This is a genomic window from Cellvibrio sp. OA-2007, assembly GCF_000953825.1.
GTDB lineage: Bacteria > Pseudomonadota > Gammaproteobacteria > Pseudomonadales > Cellvibrionaceae > Cellvibrio.
Map to the genome: position 1 here is coordinate 26,803 of NZ_BBUL01000020.1, position 15,531 is coordinate 42,333.

At 46.2% G+C, this 15,531-nt stretch carries 15 protein-coding genes and 1 pseudogene; 12 read left to right on the forward strand and 4 right to left on the reverse strand.

Annotation, left to right across the window (positions count from 1 at the left end):
- Position 1: 1 nt before the first annotated feature.
- Entirely contained in the window at positions 2 to 769 is a 768-nt protein-coding gene (locus AWU77_RS00435) for a hypothetical protein (RefSeq protein WP_062057580.1), read from the forward strand.
- A gap of 14 nt (positions 770 to 783) precedes the next feature.
- Here AWU77_RS00435 and recQ read toward each other — a convergent pair whose 3' ends face one another.
- Positions 784 to 2,592 carry a DNA helicase RecQ gene (gene recQ / locus AWU77_RS00440; RefSeq protein ID WP_152625209.1) on the reverse strand — a complete coding sequence of 603 codons (1,809 nt, stop codon included), beginning with the start codon at positions 2,590 to 2,592 and terminating at the stop codon, positions 784 to 786.
- A 117-nt stretch (positions 2,593 to 2,709) separates the two neighbouring features.
- Complete coding sequence (locus AWU77_RS00445) at positions 2,710 to 3,738, reverse strand: alpha/beta hydrolase (protein WP_062058444.1); 1,029 nt, start codon at positions 3,736 to 3,738, stop codon at positions 2,710 to 2,712.
- A 148-nt stretch (positions 3,739 to 3,886) separates the two neighbouring features.
- Between AWU77_RS00445 and AWU77_RS00450 the strand changes: the two genes are divergently transcribed.
- From AWU77_RS00450 to AWU77_RS00490, 9 genes and pseudogenes are all read left to right on the forward strand, one after another.
- Positions 3,887 to 4,150: a DUF924 family protein gene (locus AWU77_RS00450; protein WP_307124539.1), complete on the forward strand. Its 264-nt coding sequence runs from the start codon at positions 3,887 to 3,889 to the stop codon at positions 4,148 to 4,150.
- A 112-nt stretch (positions 4,151 to 4,262) separates the two neighbouring features.
- Positions 4,263 to 5,114: a type IV toxin-antitoxin system AbiEi family antitoxin gene (locus tag AWU77_RS00455; RefSeq protein ID WP_062057587.1), complete on the forward strand. Its 852-nt coding sequence runs from the start codon at positions 4,263 to 4,265 to the stop codon at positions 5,112 to 5,114.
- Positions 5,101 to 6,021 (forward strand): annotated as a pseudogene (locus tag AWU77_RS00460) (nucleotidyl transferase AbiEii/AbiGii toxin family protein). The gene AWU77_RS00455 and the pseudogene AWU77_RS00460 overlap by 14 nt, the downstream one beginning before the upstream one ends.
- A 328-nt stretch (positions 6,022 to 6,349) precedes the next feature.
- Entirely contained in the window at positions 6,350 to 7,084 is a 735-nt protein-coding gene (locus AWU77_RS00465) for an Eco47II family restriction endonuclease (protein ID WP_062057589.1), read from the forward strand.
- A gap of 65 nt (positions 7,085 to 7,149) precedes the next feature.
- Entirely contained in the window at positions 7,150 to 8,460 is a 1,311-nt protein-coding gene (gene dcm, locus AWU77_RS00470; protein ID WP_062057592.1) for a DNA (cytosine-5-)-methyltransferase, read from the forward strand.
- Between the two features lie 84 nt (positions 8,461 to 8,544).
- Complete coding sequence (locus AWU77_RS00475; protein WP_062057595.1) at positions 8,545 to 8,727, forward strand: hypothetical protein; 183 nt, start codon at positions 8,545 to 8,547, stop codon at positions 8,725 to 8,727.
- A gap of 30 nt (positions 8,728 to 8,757) precedes the next feature.
- Positions 8,758 to 9,501 carry a CorA family divalent cation transporter gene (locus tag AWU77_RS00480; protein WP_062057598.1) on the forward strand — a complete coding sequence of 248 codons (744 nt, stop codon included), beginning with the start codon at positions 8,758 to 8,760 and terminating at the stop codon, positions 9,499 to 9,501.
- Positions 9,502 to 9,609: 108 nt separating this feature from the next.
- Complete coding sequence (locus AWU77_RS00485) at positions 9,610 to 9,927, forward strand: helix-turn-helix domain-containing protein (RefSeq protein WP_062057601.1); 318 nt, start codon at positions 9,610 to 9,612, stop codon at positions 9,925 to 9,927.
- Positions 9,924 to 11,159 (forward strand): type II toxin-antitoxin system HipA family toxin, encoded by a 1,236-nt coding sequence (locus AWU77_RS00490; protein WP_062057603.1) that lies wholly within the window; start codon positions 9,924 to 9,926, stop codon positions 11,157 to 11,159. Before AWU77_RS00485 ends, AWU77_RS00490 begins: the two co-directional genes overlap by 4 nt.
- Before the next feature lie 90 nt (positions 11,160 to 11,249).
- Here AWU77_RS00490 and AWU77_RS00495 read toward each other — a convergent pair whose 3' ends face one another.
- Together AWU77_RS00495 and AWU77_RS00500 are read right to left on the reverse strand one after the other, a co-directional pair.
- The gene (locus AWU77_RS00495) at positions 11,250 to 12,299 is read right to left on the reverse strand and encodes a Fic family protein (protein WP_062057605.1); all 1,050 of its coding nucleotides are present in this window, start codon (positions 12,297 to 12,299) and stop codon (positions 11,250 to 11,252) included.
- Between the two features lie 151 nt (positions 12,300 to 12,450).
- Complete coding sequence (locus tag AWU77_RS00500; RefSeq protein WP_062057607.1) at positions 12,451 to 13,764, reverse strand: ATP-binding protein; 1,314 nt, start codon at positions 13,762 to 13,764, stop codon at positions 12,451 to 12,453.
- A gap of 259 nt (positions 13,765 to 14,023) precedes the next feature.
- Between AWU77_RS00500 and AWU77_RS00505 the strand changes: the two genes are divergently transcribed.
- Both AWU77_RS00505 and AWU77_RS00510 read left to right on the forward strand, forming a co-directional pair.
- The gene (locus AWU77_RS00505; protein ID WP_062057609.1) at positions 14,024 to 14,833 is read left to right on the forward strand and encodes a Cof-type HAD-IIB family hydrolase; all 810 of its coding nucleotides are present in this window, start codon (positions 14,024 to 14,026) and stop codon (positions 14,831 to 14,833) included.
- Positions 14,830 to 15,507, forward strand: coding sequence for a pseudouridine synthase (locus AWU77_RS00510; protein WP_238582277.1), 678 nt, complete (start codon positions 14,830 to 14,832; stop codon positions 15,505 to 15,507). Before AWU77_RS00505 ends, AWU77_RS00510 begins: the two co-directional genes overlap by 4 nt.
- Positions 15,508 to 15,531: the final 24 nt, after the last annotated feature.

The window sequence follows — 15,531 nt, forward strand, 5'->3', positions numbered from 1 at the left end:
TATGACAACTATCTGCCCCAAATGTCGCTATCAACGGCAAGCGATTGATCAGACTATCCATGCAGATATCTGCCCTAATTGCGGCATTGTGTACAGCAAGTTTATTGCAAAACAAACACAGGCAGATTTACCGCAAGCAACCGAACCCGACGCACAAATTAAAATTGAATCCACTCCAACGAGGCGCCAGCAATTAGTTGCCGCCTTTTTTTATGTGCCGGAGCGGGTCGATGAAGGTGCATTCTGGGCGCGAGTCGCCTGCCTTGTCGCCTTTGTAGTTTGGGGTGGTTATTTTATTACGGCGGGAGTCAATTGGGAAAAAATTGGCAGCTCATTCATGCACAACATCAATCTGCCTTTTCATGAATTTGGCCATATTTTCTTTATGCCGTTTGGCGATTTTATGATGATACTCGGCGGCAGTTTATTTCAGGTGTTATTACCCTTAGCGTTAATGTGCGTCTTTGTGTTTAAACAGCGCGACACCTTTGCTGGCAGCATTATGCTCTGGTGGTGTGGACAAAGTTTTATCGATGTTTCACCTTACATAGCCGATGCTGAATATCGCGCGCTGCCATTAATCGGTGGCGGCGGCGAAGAGTCACACGACTGGGGAAATTTATTGACCATGATGAATGCGCTGGATAGCACCCAAGCGATTGCCAATTGCAGTTTTGGCATTGGCGCGCTGCTGATTATCGCAGCGCTGTTATGGGGCGGATTGATTCTTAAAACACAACAGAAAAATTTACTGATGCGCATCGATTAATACAGGGCGCATTTTTATTCCCCGTATTCTGCTGCGCGAATCACCGCTAAAAAATCATCGCCAAAACGTTTTAATTTACTTTCACCCACACCGGTAATACTGCGCAACTGCTCGGTAGTGAGTGGGCGGAACTCCAACATTTCGCGCAATGTTGCATCGTGAAAAATAACGTAGGGCGGTACACCTTGTTCTTCTGCCAAACGTTTGCGGCAGCTGCGCAGTGCATTCCACAGACCCTGATCTTCCGCTTCAATATTCTGGCCGAGGTTGGCGCGGCGCGGTGAACTGGTCACCATTTTAATATCGCGGCGCAGGGCAATTTTTTCTTCGCCGCGTAAATAGGGTCGACAGCTTTCATTTAAGATCAAACCACCAAAACCATCGGCATTTACATCGAGCAAACCGCGCGCGACTAGCTGGCGAAACACCGCTTTCCATTCATCCGCACTTAGGTGTTTACCAATGCCGTAAGTAGTTAATTTGTGATGATCAAACGACAGAATTTTTTCATTGTTGCTGCCGCGCAACACATCGATCACATGGCCTGCACCAAAACGCTGGCCGGTGCGATAGACACAGGAGAGCGCCATTTGCACCGCTTCGGTTGCATCCCAGGTTTGCGGCGGCGTAATGCAGCAATCGCAATTGCCGCAGGGCTGCGCGAGCGTATCGCCGAAATAACGCAGTAAACTTTGGCGGCGACAACTGGTAATTTCACACAAGCCCAACATTGCATTTAAACGCTGTTGTTCATTGCGTTTGAATTCTTCACTGCCTTCGCTCTGCGCCATCATCTGCCGCAGCTTCACTACATCTTCCAAACCGTAGAGCAATAAAGTGGTAGCCGGTTCACCATCGCGCCCGGCGCGACCCGTTTCCTGATAATAGGCTTCAATACTTTTGGGCAGATCCAAATGCGCGACAAACCGCACATCGGGTTTATCTATACCCATGCCGAAGGCGATAGTCGCCACCATAATGATGTTGTCTTCGCGTAAAAATCGCTCCTGATTTTTTTGCCGCACATTGGCCGGCAAACCTGCGTGATAGGGCAGCGCAGTAAAATTTTCACTGCTTAGCCAGGCGGCAATTTGCTCGACTTTATTGCGCGACAAACAATAGATAATGCCCGAGTTGCCCGCTTGTTCCTCCCGCAAAAAACGCATCAGCTGAATTTTGGGATTATTTTTTTGCGCGATGCGATATTGAATATTCGGGCGATCAAATCCGTTGATAAATTGCTGCGCATTCTCCAATTGCAAGCGCGCGATAATTTCATCGCGAGTTCGCACATCCGCCGTTGCCGTTAATGCGATACGCGGCACCTGCGGGAATTCGCGGTGCAGCAATTCCAGTTTTAAATAATCCGAGCGGAAATCGTGCCCCCATTGGGATACGCAGTGCGCTTCATCAATCGCAAACAGGGAAATTTTTATCTGGTGAAATAATTCCAGCGTGCGCGGCTGAATCAAACGCTCAGGCGCGACATAAAGCATATCCAATTCGCCACGCTGCAAGGCCAACTCGGTGGCACGCATTTCCTGCGCACTGAGCGATGAATTTAAAAACCCGGCGCGCACACCTAATTCGCGCAGTGCACTGACCTGATCTTGCATCAGAGCAATCAGCGGTGAAATCACCACGCCCACACCCTCGCGCACCAGCGCAGGAATTTGGTAACACAGGGATTTACCACCGCCGGTCGGCATCAGCACCAGAACATCGTCACCGGCCACCAAGGCATCAATCACCGCCGCCTGCGGGCCGCGAAATTCGTGATAACCAAAAGTGGAATTTAAAATAGCAAGCGGAGTATTAATCACAGGGGGATTACAAACCTTTAAGCAAATGATGTGTAGATTCATCAAAAGCACAATTTTTAAGTAAATTGATGAATATAGCCATCATTTTATGCGAAAGATCCCCCTAATACGCAGGGCCTAGTTTTCTAAGGTCTTGTTGAGGAATTTGATAATGTCGCCCACCGGCCAGAGCGCGTCTCGTTCAAAGCAGCTGCCCGCCCAATTACAGCCGTTATCCAAATAGGCATGATTTTTATTGGGGTAGACCTTGTACTCCACCGGTTGTCTGGCCGCTTTTAGTAAATCAACATAACGTTGCGCCGCTGCGGGTGGCGTGGCGGTATCCAGACTGCCCACGTGTACAAATTGCGGGGGCAATTTGTATTCACTCGCCTTGGGTACAAAATAAATCGGCGATACCGCTCTGTAGTAATCGCCATTGTCTTTCACATTAATATGATTGCCGAACAAACCGCGCGCCTCGGCGTTGGCAAACTTCCAAAAGCTATTTTTATCTGTCTCAAAATTACCTAAAGCCGCACGTGTATAAAGATCAAACCCCGCGTAACTCAGCACTGCCGCCTGTACCTTTAAACCGTCCTCTTGTGCCACCTGCTCGGCGGTTTTGCCTGCCGGCAAATAACTCGGATTAAATCCTAAACTATCACCCGCAAAACCATCGCTCTCTAACTGGCGCCCGCGCAACAGAATCATCGCCGTAAGGTGCCCACCGGCACTATCACCCGTTATGGCGACACGCGCTGGATCGCCACCGTATTGCGCGATATGGTCTTTCACCCACAGCAGACCGCCGAATGCATCCTCCACAATTTGATTCATAGTGACGCTATTATTTTGATCAACCAGCAGCCGGTAATTCATGTTCGCCACCACCATATCGCCATCGCGCGCGATTTTGGTCGCAAAATCATTCATGATCGAATTGTTATTAATTAACCAGCCGCCGCCGTGGTAAACCACCAGTACTGGATAGGTTTTTTTACCGGTCTTCGGCACATAAATATCCAGTGTGAGCGGGAAATTGTCGGGCTTGGCAAACTGGATTGCCTTGTAGACTGTGACTTCTGCATCCGCATCATCAGCCTGCGCGGACAACGCGCATAAACCAAATAGCAGGGCGATGAATAAGTTGATGGGGCAACGCATAAAAACCTCTCTTTCGCTGTGGATTACTGTCACTGTGTTTTTTGTGGTGTAGACAAGCATAGAAGGAGCAGCTACAGGGGGAAAGTGATAATCGTCAACTTGATGTGCATTAGCAAACAGCATCTTCACTAGGCTCCATTTAAGTAATCTGCCATTTTCCTGGAAGGCTTATCCCCCCACCGAACACAGTTTTCTTTATATGCCCTTTATGCACAGCGAATCCGCCGCAATCCACCAGATTGCGGTGACTTTATTTAGCGCACCGGGCATGGAAAATAATCTCGATTTTGAACTAAAGCACCAAGCCATCATCACCCGCTTTGGCCGCTATCCGCATCGCAATGAAATTCTTGGCAGGAATTCCACGCCTGAGGAGATTGAGTTTTTGAAGGAACCGGGGTCGGGGTTTTAGACTGGCAAAAGCCTGACTGGTTTAACTTTTGTTGGATTTGTATAGGCAAACTATACAAATCAATATATTTGTAAACTTGCCATAGGTTTAAAAACAAGCTAATTTGTATAGCATGACTATACAAATTAGCAATAAATTAAACTCGCTCACACACCAGCTCCCAGAGGGCTTGCTAGTAGATGCTGCTTGGTTGGAAAAAGAGGGCTATTCACGTGCATTGCGTCATCAATACGTAGCAGCGAATTGGCTTGAGCAGCCTGCGCGCAGCGTATTTCGTCGTCCACGTGGTCAATTAAGTTGGGAACAGGTAGTCATCTCGCTCCAAATGCTTCTTAAATATCCCATTTCAGTTGGCGGTCGCACTGCACTTGAACTCGGTGGATACGCTCACTATTTGCAGCAAACCCAACAACACATCCATCTTTATTCAGATAACAAATGTCCCACATGGCTGCTCAAACTGCCTTTAGCAGAAACCTTCGTAATCCATAACCGCACTCACTTTCTGCCTCAATCAAAAATTGCATTAGAGTCACTCTCCATAGATGATTCAATATCTCTTGAAAAAGCGGTGATGCCTGCCGGTTTAATGGTGATGCCGTCCAGTCATTGGAATTTACCACTAATAATTTCTACACCCGAGCGGGCGTATCTGGAATTACTGGACGAATTACCGCAACATGAAAGTTTTCATATGGCCGATATGGTCATGGAGGGTTTAACAAATTTAAGCCCACTCCGGCTGCAATCATTATTGGAAGCAACCAACAGCATCAAAGTAAAACGCTTGTTTTTTGTCTTCGCTGAGCGACACAACCATGCATGGCTTAAACGTCTTGATATAAACAAAATCGATTTAGGCAAAGGCAAGCGCACGTTGGTAAAGGGCGGAAAATTTCACACCAAATATCAAATCACTATTCCCAAGGAATTTGCAGCGGAGTCTGTTAATGGCATTTACTGATATATATCGCAAACAAGTGGAATTGCTTGTGCGTACCATTCCTAATGTTGCAGAAGAAAAATGTTTTGCGTTGAAAGGTGGAACGGCAATTAATTTGTTTATCCGCAATATGCCGCGCCTTTCGGTGGATATTGACCTCACCTAATTACCCGTTAATAACCGGACACAAGCGCTGCAAGAAATAGATGCCGCCTTAAAACGTATCGCGCAACGCATTCGCGGCAGACAACCCGATGTTCACATCGCAGAATCCGCACCGGCAACCCAAAAAGAAATTACCAAGCTCGTTATTCGTACACGCGAGCGAGTCCAAATAAAAATTGAGGTCACTCCTGTACTACGCGGATGTGTCTATGAACCCGTTTTGATGCCCGTCTGTGCAACTGTGGAAGAGCAGTTCGGGTTTGCCGAAATTAATGTTCTTTCCTTTGCCGATTTATATGCAGGAAAAATAATGGCCGCGCTGGATCGCCAACACCCGCGCGATTTATTTGATGTGCATCATCTGTTGGAAAATGAGGGCATTAGCGATGAACTGCGCAACGCCATCATCGTCTATCTGATTAGCCATGATCACTCGCCACATTCACTGCTAAACCCGGTACTACAGGATATAACCCAGGACTTTGAGCAGAATTTTATGGGGATGACTGACGCCCCCATGGAGTTATCAACTTTGCTTAACGCACGAGAAAAACTGATTACCAACATCACCAGCCAAATGCCGGAACACCATAAACAATTCCTGCGCTCATTCTACAGTCGCAATCCTGAGTGGGATTTGCTGGGTATAGCAGGAGTGCAACACCTGCCAGCAGTTCGCTGGCGGGAGATGAGCTTGGATAGGTCGGGGGAAGGAACTAAGGAAGCGCTGCTTGAGAAGCTTGGACAGGTGATCGGGAGTTAGCCACCTGTAGTGACCATCTTCGTGAGGTCACGAAAATGGTCGACAATCGCTTACAAAACCCGAGGATGTAATGCGATGTATTTCACATCTGACCCGATTTGGTACAGAATCCGCATCAGGGAATAGCTATGGAATACAGCGATGAACAATAAATACAGCAGCACCAGCCACCGAGGGTTAGCGCGTGGCGAATAACTGGCAAGAAGACGAACTGTTGCTAACGCTGCACCTTTACTGCCGCACGCCGTTTGGCAAATTGCATCAGACCAATCCCGGACGTAACCAACCTATATCCAAATAGTTTCTTGATTTCAAATTAGAGGATTACATGCCATACCTTAATTTTATTGATGATGAAAACTTAATCGGTGCTGTTAAACATGTGCTCGATATAGCTCGAAAGGCAAAGAGTTCTGCGGCAACTAAATTTCATTCAAATGTGATTGATCCATTTGGTGCATTTTTTGAGGCTGGGGGGTTTAAGCTCTCGCACGAGGCATGGAGGAATAACGAAGAGGCGCGACAAGCGCAAAAAACTGTACAAAATCACGTAGGAGCATTCCATCAAAAGATACTTGGAAGTGTCAAAGGATGGGAAGATTTATCTGTAGGTGGAAATGTCGATTTGAGATGTGAAAATCGAAAAATAATTGCTGAAATTAAAAATAAATACTCCACCGTTACTGGCGCAAAACTTGTGAACGAATACCTGTCGTTAGAAAGATTAATTATGCCGAAAGCAAGTATTTATTGGGGTTACACTGCTTATTTCGTAAACATAATTCCAAACAAACCTACACGTGTGGATAAGGAATTTACGCCTTCAGATAAAGATAAAGGTACTAAATGCGCAGCCAATGAAAAAATTAGAGTTATCGATGGAGCCAGTTTCTATGACTTAGTCACAAATCAAAAAGACTCACTAAAAGCTCTTTACAATGTATTGCCACAAGTAATTGAGGATACGTACAAAACATATTATCCAGAAGAGAGCTTTACACTTGAAGGAAAGGAATTATTTAGCAAGTACTTTGCCATGGCTTATGGTGATAACCATGACTAAGGTTTGACAAAATATATGTATGCGTATACAGTTGTAACCATGTCCAATGTTACAAGGTGTACGCCATGGTTCCTGAATATTATTCGATCGCCCAAGTAGCAGATATCCTCTCACTTTCTAAAGAAACTCTTCGTCGCTGGGATGCCAACGGTACGTTGGTACCCCAGCGCCATCCAGATAACAACTACCGTGTTTACCACCGATCTCAGCTCGAAACCTTTGAGCAAGCTCAAGTTCTATTTAAAAGTACTTGGGCAAAAGAAATGAAAACTAAGCCTTTGCGCCCATATAAATTATTAGAGTTGTTTGCTGGTGCTGGTGGGTTAGCAATTGGAATGGAAAAGGCGGGTTTTGAATCAGTTTTGCTTAATGAAATTGATAAACACGCTTGCAACACACTCAAATTAAATCGCCCGCATTGGAATGTCGTTGAAGGCGATGTGTCAAAAGTTGATTTCACTGATTACAAAAATAAAATTGATATTTTATCTGGTGGATTCCCCTGTCAGGCGTTTTCTTACGCGGGTAAAAAGCTTGGGTTTAACGATACACGTGGGACACTCTTTTATGAATTTGCACGTGCAGTAAAGGAAACGAATCCAAAAGTAATTATTGCAGAAAATGTACGTGGTCTTCTTAAGCATGAGGATGGCGCAACGCTTCAAGCAATTACTGATGTAATAGATGACATTGGTTATGAACTTGTTGATCCGCGTGTTCTAAAAGCAGTGTTTTACCAGGTTCCGCAAAAACGTGAGCGATTATTTTTAATTGGTATTCGTAAAGACCTCGCGCCTTTAGTGGATTTTAGTTGGCCGTCACCCTATAACCGTATAATGACTATGCGTGACGCATTGAAAGCGGGAGAGCTTTATCCTACTGATGTTCCCGAGTCTGAAGGACAAAAATATCCCAAGAGAAAGGCAGAAATATTGGCAAAAGTGCCGCAAGGAGGATATTGGCGTGACCTTCCAGATAAATTGCAACGCGAATATATGAAAGCAAGCTATTTTTTAGGTGGCGGAAAAACAGGCATGGCGAGACGTTTGTCTTGGGAAGAGCCTAGCCTCACATTAACTTGTGCCCCGGCGCAAAAACAAACTGAAAGATGTCATCCAGAAGAAAATAGACCTCTTACTGTGCGCGAGTATGCGCGAATCCAAACATTTCCCGACAGCTGGGAATTTTCTGGGCCGCTCACAGCGCAATATAAACAAATAGGTAATGCGGTTCCCGTTAACCTTGCCTATGCAGTTGGCCGCTCATTAGTCGCGTTACTAAATGATATTGAAATGTTGAATGCAACATCAAAAAAATCATCCATAGTAAAACCAAAGTCAAAAATTCCTGTAAAACAATTAAAGATCGCAGTCTAAAACTTTTCTATATGTAACTTAAAGTCTATAGACCAATCCCATGCAGAATCCGATAATAATTAAATATCATTCAAGGATTCCGCAATGAAAAATTACCGCATCGAACGCAATATTCAAGCTTGTATCGCGATGGATTGGAAGGTATTAGTGATTTGGGGATGCGCATTAAAAGGCAAAATTCGCCCCAATCTTAATGAGGTAATTCACACCGCTGCGAATTGGATTATGTATGATTCGCAATCTGCAGAAATCCAAGGCAAGCTGTAACTTCCCAATCATCAAGTTCGGAGAACATTCATGAAACGCAGCAATTACAAATGGACTTTACCCAGCGAAATTACTGCTCGTTTGGGTAGCGAAAGCTGGGGGGCGCAGCGGGCGATTTTTGAGGCGGATCATTTGTTGTTGGTTTTGCATGCGCCGCCGAAGGCGGATAGCAATGAGCGGGAGCATGAGATTTTTTTACGCTTGCCGCAAGGCAAGTGGTTGCACAAGGGGATTGATCATGGCGACCATGCGCTGGCCAAGTTTATGGAAGACTATCGCTTGCTGTACAACGAACTTGAAGATCGGTTTGAAAAAGTGAGCAGTATTGATTCACTGTTTGCCATTATCGATAGATTGATTCCGCTTGCGCGTTCTTCAAACAATATGAAACAGGCACTGCAAACCGCGCGTGAAGCGCTTGGCAATGATGCGTTTATTATCGACATGCGCGACCGCAGTGTGGATATTGCGCGCGGCTTTGAATTGCTATTGGCCGATGCGCGTTTGTCGCTGGAATTTCGTCTGGCGCGCAGCGCTGAGGCACAGGCGCGCGCGGCTGAAGTTGGCAACCGCGCGCAACACAAACTCAATATTCTTGCCGCTATCGCATTTCCATTGATGAGTGTGTCTGCGGTATTTGGTATGAACTTGCCAAGTGGATTGGAAAACAAACCGCTATTTTTATTTTGGTTGGTATTTCTGGGTGGTTTGGGCTTGGGGTTGTTTGTCAAAGGTTGGGTTTCATCAGCCGCTGCGCCGGAGAAGAAACGGTAGCCCGCTTGAAGTGTAACGGAATGCGGGCTTATTAAAAGCCAATACCCTGCTTTACTTACCAAATAATGGACACTATAGTTACCACATTGGTTTAATTTGGTAACTATTATGTCCAAAGAAGGCGCAGACCGCTCACATACTGCCATTGTTTTTCCCCGCAACCAGAAGGTCTTGGCCCAGCTTGGGGAGAACATCAAGCTTGCGCGCAAGCGGCGCAACTACACCCAGGTACTGATTTCCGAGCGTACCGGGTTAAGCCGTTTAACTATTCGCAAAATCGAAAACGGGGATTCAACTGTTTCCCTCGGTCACTATGTGGCGGTGCTGGGTGTGCTCGGTTTGGTGGATGATTTGCTCAAAGTGGCGAGTGATGATGTGCTTGGGCGAAAATTGCAGGATATAAAACTCATTGGAAAATCAAAATGAATACGGAAGTTTATGTATTTGCCGATTGGGATGAATTTGCCGAGCCGACTTTAGTCGGCAGCTTGCGTTCGAGTGTAAATAAAAACAAAGAGCATTTCAGTTTTACTTATGATGAGGCTTGGCTGCGCTCCGCATTCGCGCAAAAAATTGATCCTGATTTGCATCTTTATGCGGGTGAACAACACAGCGCTGACTCCAATAATTTCAGAATTTTTTTAGATTCATGCCCAGATCGCTGGGGTCGGTTGCTGATGAAGCGGCGCGAAAATTATATCGCCCGACAAGAAGCCCGCCGCCCGCAGGTGCTCAATGAAATAGATTATCTGCTTGGCGTGCATGATCTCTATCGTCAGGGCGCTTTGCGTTTCAAGCTCGAATTAACCGGCGAATTTCTTGATAGCGACCAACGTTTGGCGGCGCCGCCCATGTCTTCCCTTAAAGAACTCGAATTTGCTGCGCAGCAAGTGGAGGACAGCAATAGTGAAGACCCTGATTATTTGAAATGGCTGTACATGTTGATGTCCCCCGGCTCATCCCTTGGCGGCGCGAGACCCAAGGCCTCGGTTGTTGATAGCGCAAAACATTTATGGATAGCAAAATTTCCCAGCCGTTATGATGACTACGACATAGGTGCCTGGGAATATCTCGCTCATCAACTCGCACTGAATGCTGGCATTCACATGGCTCCCTGTCGCATAGAAAAATTTAATAACCATCACCATACATTTTTAACAAAGCGTTTTGATCGCACAGAAAAGAGCCGTTTGCATTTCACCTCCGCCATGACCCAACTTGGTTATTACGATGGAGAATACAATGCAAGTTATTTGGAATTGGCCCAGTTCCTCACCGAGCAAGGCTCCAATACCAAACCAGATTTGGAGCAATTGTGGCGCCGCATTATTTTTAATATCGCCATTTCAAACACCGATGATCATTTGCGCAACCATGGGTTTATTTATCACCAAGGTGGCTGGATTCTCTCACCGGCATATGATGTAAACCCAACAACTCCCGCTAACGGATTACATTTAAATATCACCGACGACGACAATCGTCTGGATTATGAATTGGCAATGAGTGTTATCGATTTTTTTCAATTAAAGAAAAGTACCGCAGAAAAAATTAAAGCTGACGTATTAACGAGCGTGAGCCAATGGCGAGCAATAGCTACCACTATTGGCATCAGTCGCGGAGAGCAGCAACTTCTCGCTGCTGCGTTTAATGTTTAACGACACATGGACTCTGCCGAATAATTTGCTTACGGAAAAATGGATGATGGACAGCTAATACATTACCCTGAAATAGACGAGGATTTCGTTCTATTTAAGTTCGTACCAAACGCCACGCCCACTACCTTGTTGTTGCAAGTGATTGCGAGCAACCAAATTGCGAAAATGTTGTTTTAAGGTGTTGCGGTTGCTGCCGGTGAGTTTAATTGCATCGCCAATGGTGATGCGGCCATGCTCGCGTGCAAATTCGATTATTTGTAGCGATAGGTCGGGCAAAGTAGCGAGAACCAGTTTTTCTCTTTCGACTTTCTTTTCTAATCGCCGAACCTGCTCGGCCAGTGAGCGTAGAAAAAATTCCAGCCAAGGTTGCCAATTGGGGGCGTTGGTGCGGATTGTTCCCTGGGTTTTTCGCAAAGCTAAATAATATGCCTCCTTATTTATCTCAATGACACTTTCCAGTGAACTGTAGGGCACATAAACATAGCCTGATTTAATCAGCAGTAAGGTTGTCAGCACCCGGCTTAAGCGCCCATTGCCGTCTTGAAAGGGATGAATTTCAAGAAACACGACGGTAAAAATCGCGATGATAAGCAGCGGATGCAATAACGCTTTTTTAAACTCGGTATTCGTCCATTCCAACAACTCCGCCATTAGCCGTGGTGTATCAAAGGGGGATGCCGTTTCAAATACTATCCCTAGCTGCACGCCATTTTCATCAAAGGCCGCCACGCTGTTGGAATTGGTTTTGTACCTGCCTCTATTCCAGAGATCTTTCTCGCTGTGCCGCAGCAAAATTTGGTGCAATTGCTGGAGGTAATTTTCGCTAAATGGAATGTCCTGCCAGGAGCTGAATACCAGATCCATCAGCTCTGCATAACCGGCTACTTCCTGCTCATCCCGCGTTTCAAAGGATTGGATGGCGAGATTAGATAAGAGCTTTTCTACGTCTCTGTCTGAAAGCTTGCTGCCTTCTATACGTGTAGACGACCCGATACTCTCTATGGTGGCTACACGGCGCAAGGCCGCTAATCTATCCGGTGCAAGCGTACCCAAAGAGCGCCAAGCGCCTTTGAATTCGTCGATCCGGGCGATGATGCTCAGGATCTCGGGGGTAATTTGAAGTGTGTCAGCTGTAAACATGCACCCAATCCTACACCCAATAACACCCATTTTGTAGTGCTTTGTAGGAGATATAGCGTCTCGCTTGATCAAAATGGGTGCAAATGGGTGCGTTATTGGTTTTTATTATTCTGTGCGCGTTTGTCGCTGCGCCGGAGAAGAAACGGTAGGTTTACAGCATCGCCAACACATATTCCGCGTAGTAAAGCGGCAGCACTATATGGGTTTGCTCCTCCGGTGCGGAGCCCTGGGTGCCGGTAAGTTTCAGGGTTTTGTGGGGAGCGCATTTGGTAATGTAGGACTGCAAGGATTTTGCGCGGGTACGCACACCGCTTTTCACTTCCACTGGCACCACCAAACCTTCGTCTGTGGCGATAACAAATTCAATTTCAGCGCGCGCATCACCCCAGGAATAACTGGGTTCAATACCGATTGCGGCAAACTCTTGCTGCACAAAATTTTCGGCAATGTAACCTTTGTATTCATAGCCTTGCTGTTTTATTTCTTTGTAGCTGGTATTGAGCATATGGTTGAGCAAACCCACATCGAACAAAAATAGCTTCACTTTATTTTCTTTTTGATAGGCGGCTAGCGGTGTTTTGGCTATGCCTTCAATGGGATAATTTTTAAGTGCTAAACGACACTGATGCAACCAGCTAATTGCACTTTCAAATTCAGCGTAGCGGGATTTTCGCTCGGCAACATCTTTAAATTTAAAACGTTTAACAGACTCATCCACGACTGCCGATAGTTGTGAGGGAATATTGCTAAAGACCGCCGCAATTAATTGCGCATCGGCTCGCCCTGCATATTTTTCAAAATCCCGTTGATAGCCCGCTATTAAATCGGCATGAATTTTTTGTATATTGCTCACACGTTCAATAATGCTTTTATTGGCATTTTCAAACCAGCTGGTTACGGCTTCTGGCATACCACCGGTGAAGTAATAATCTGTTAGTTTATCGAACAGTTTGCTATGGGCTGCTGCTGAATTGGCTTGGGATTCATAAGCCCTAACCAGCATGGGTTCGTTTGCAGCCCATAAAAATTCCCTGAAGGTGAGCGGTCGCAAGTTGTGCTGCTCCACTTTGCCAACCGGAAATGAATTAAGTAATCCAATGTTGGAACCGCTCGCAGCGACAAACCAGGTCGGTGCTTTTTCTGCAAAATACTTGAGCGACGTGACTGCCTGCGGACACTCGCCGATTTCGTCCAGAATCAACAAATCTGATTCAGGGTAAAAGATTTGCCCGGTGAGTAATTCAATGTTGGCAATTATGTCTTGCGGGCTTAACGAGCTGGCAAAAGCGTCGGCCAGCTGTGGCGTTTCCAGAAAATCCACGCGCAAAACCCGGTCGAACTCACGCCCCAATAGCTCCTGTAATAGGTAGGTTTTACCGGTTTGTCGCGCACCGTCGATCAGCAAAGGCTTGCGGCTTGCCTGGGCTTTCCAGTCGAGCAACTTTTCAAGCAGCAGGCGTTTCATACAGCGGCTTCCTTGTAAGGTGGATACACAATGGCATTTTTACACTTATATGCGCATAAAAATGTATTTATTTACATTATTATGCGCATTAAAATGTAAAAAACAACACTTTTGTGCGCATAAAGGTGTTGGTGGCCCCTGAGAAAGCTTGCGGGATATGGGGTTGCGCCCTTTGATAAGCCGACTCAACCATCAAAAGCGCCCGTATTCCGTTAGACTCCATACAGGCCACGAATCACCTTTTACCTCGGAATAATGAATGTTTAAAAAATCACAAACCCCAAGCACTTTTGTGTTTGATATGGATGGCACCCTGCTCAATGAACACCACGAGCTGTCGCCGCTGACGATTCGCGCGTTAAACGAATTGCGTGAGAGGGGGAATCATCTGGTCGTCGCCACCGGGCGGCACTTTATGGATATTCGCGCTTATCTCGAACAATTGGGCGGCGGTATTCCCGCGATTACTTGCAACGGCGCGATGATTCACAACACAGCGGGTGAGTTAATCCAACGCGTCTGTTTGCCGCTCGCCGTGAATGAGAACTTGCTGCCGCTGGGCGAGCAGTGCGGTGTGCATTTGAATATGTACACAGATTCCGAGTGGTTGGTGAATGCGCCCTGTGAATCCATGCTGGATGCCCATGCGCAATCGCAATTTTTTTATCGCCAAATTGCATTGCAGGAAATGCTAACAACACCCGCGTTAAAGATTTTGTTTTACGGTGAAAACGCAAAATTACAACAGTTAAAGACGCAGATACTGGCAAGCCTGCGCGTGCCGATTCATCTAACCTTTTCCGATGAATATTATCTGGAAGCTATGCCAAACAATATTTCCAAAGGCGATGCATTAAAAACGCTGGCAGAAAATTTAGACATTCCACTCGCCAACAGCATGGCCTTTGGCGATGGCTTTAACGATGTGGAACTGTTCAACGCTGTGACTCACCCAGTGGTGATGGACAACGCCAGCGAAAAGCTCAAGCAGTTATTTCCCGGTGCCCTGCGCGCAACAGCCAATCACCAGGATGGGGTGGCCGGATTTTTGTACGAGCATGTGTTGTGATTGCACAAACCAAACCCGACGATTTTATCGCCCCACTCTGTAGCGACGAGATACGCATTTTATTTCAGGACGAGCATATTTTATTGATCGACAAACCCAGCGGCTTGCTGAGTTTATCGGGTAAAAATCCGCTCAATAAAGATTCGGTGCATTTTCGTTTGGTGCGGGATTTTCCCACGGCCACACTGGTGCATCGGCTCGATTTTGGCACCTCGGGAATTATGCTGGTGGCGCTGAGTAAACCGGTTAACGCAGAACTGACCAAACAATTTCAGACGGGAAGGATTAACAAAACCTACAGCGCAATTTTGCACGGCCATGTGGCGCACGACAGCGGAGAGATTGAACTACCTATAGCCAAAGACCCGCCGAATTTTCCACTGCAAAAAATTTGTTTTGTAGCGGGAAAAAAGTCACTGACGCAATACAGGGTGATCGAACACATTGCATCACCCCCAAGTACGCGAGTTTTATTCACACCCGCTTCTGGTCGCACCCATCAATTGCGCATTCACAGCCGCGAATTTGGCCACCCGATTTTGGGTTGTGATTTGTATAGCAATAGTGAGTCCCGAGCGATGGCAGCGCGCTTGTTATTACATGCTACGAGCATTGAATTTAGTCATCCGATAACGAATGAAAGAATCTGCGCAACAAGTGCCTGCCCATTTTGATTTTGCTAGCATAAAAAAACCCGA

Excerpts from the sequence above, each read along its gene's own strand:
- AWU77_RS00435 (WP_062057580.1), top strand. The coding sequence starts at position 2 with ATGACAACTATCTGCCCCAAATGTCGCTATCAACGGCAAGCGATTGAT.
- AWU77_RS00465 (WP_062057589.1), top strand. The coding sequence starts at position 6,350 with ATGCCATACCTTAATTTTATTGATGATGAAAACTTAATCGGTGCTGTT.
- AWU77_RS00500 (WP_062057607.1), bottom strand. The coding sequence starts at position 13,764 with ATGAAACGCCTGCTGCTTGAAAAGTTGCTCGACTGGAAAGCCCAGGCA.
- AWU77_RS00480 (WP_062057598.1), top strand. The coding sequence starts at position 8,758 with ATGAAACGCAGCAATTACAAATGGACTTTACCCAGCGAAATTACTGCT.
- dcm (WP_062057592.1), top strand. The coding sequence starts at position 7,150 with ATGGTTCCTGAATATTATTCGATCGCCCAAGTAGCAGATATCCTCTCA.
- AWU77_RS00495 (WP_062057605.1), bottom strand. The coding sequence starts at position 12,299 with ATGTTTACAGCTGACACACTTCAAATTACCCCCGAGATCCTGAGCATC.
- AWU77_RS00505 (WP_062057609.1), top strand. The coding sequence starts at position 14,024 with ATGTTTAAAAAATCACAAACCCCAAGCACTTTTGTGTTTGATATGGAT.
- AWU77_RS00445 (WP_062058444.1), bottom strand. The coding sequence starts at position 3,738 with ATGCGTTGCCCCATCAACTTATTCATCGCCCTGCTATTTGGTTTATGC.
- AWU77_RS00485 (WP_062057601.1), top strand. The coding sequence starts at position 9,610 with ATGTCCAAAGAAGGCGCAGACCGCTCACATACTGCCATTGTTTTTCCC.
- AWU77_RS00490 (WP_062057603.1), top strand. The coding sequence starts at position 9,924 with ATGAATACGGAAGTTTATGTATTTGCCGATTGGGATGAATTTGCCGAG.
- AWU77_RS00455 (WP_062057587.1), top strand. The coding sequence starts at position 4,263 with ATGACTATACAAATTAGCAATAAATTAAACTCGCTCACACACCAGCTC.
- AWU77_RS00475 (WP_062057595.1), top strand. The coding sequence starts at position 8,545 with ATGAAAAATTACCGCATCGAACGCAATATTCAAGCTTGTATCGCGATG.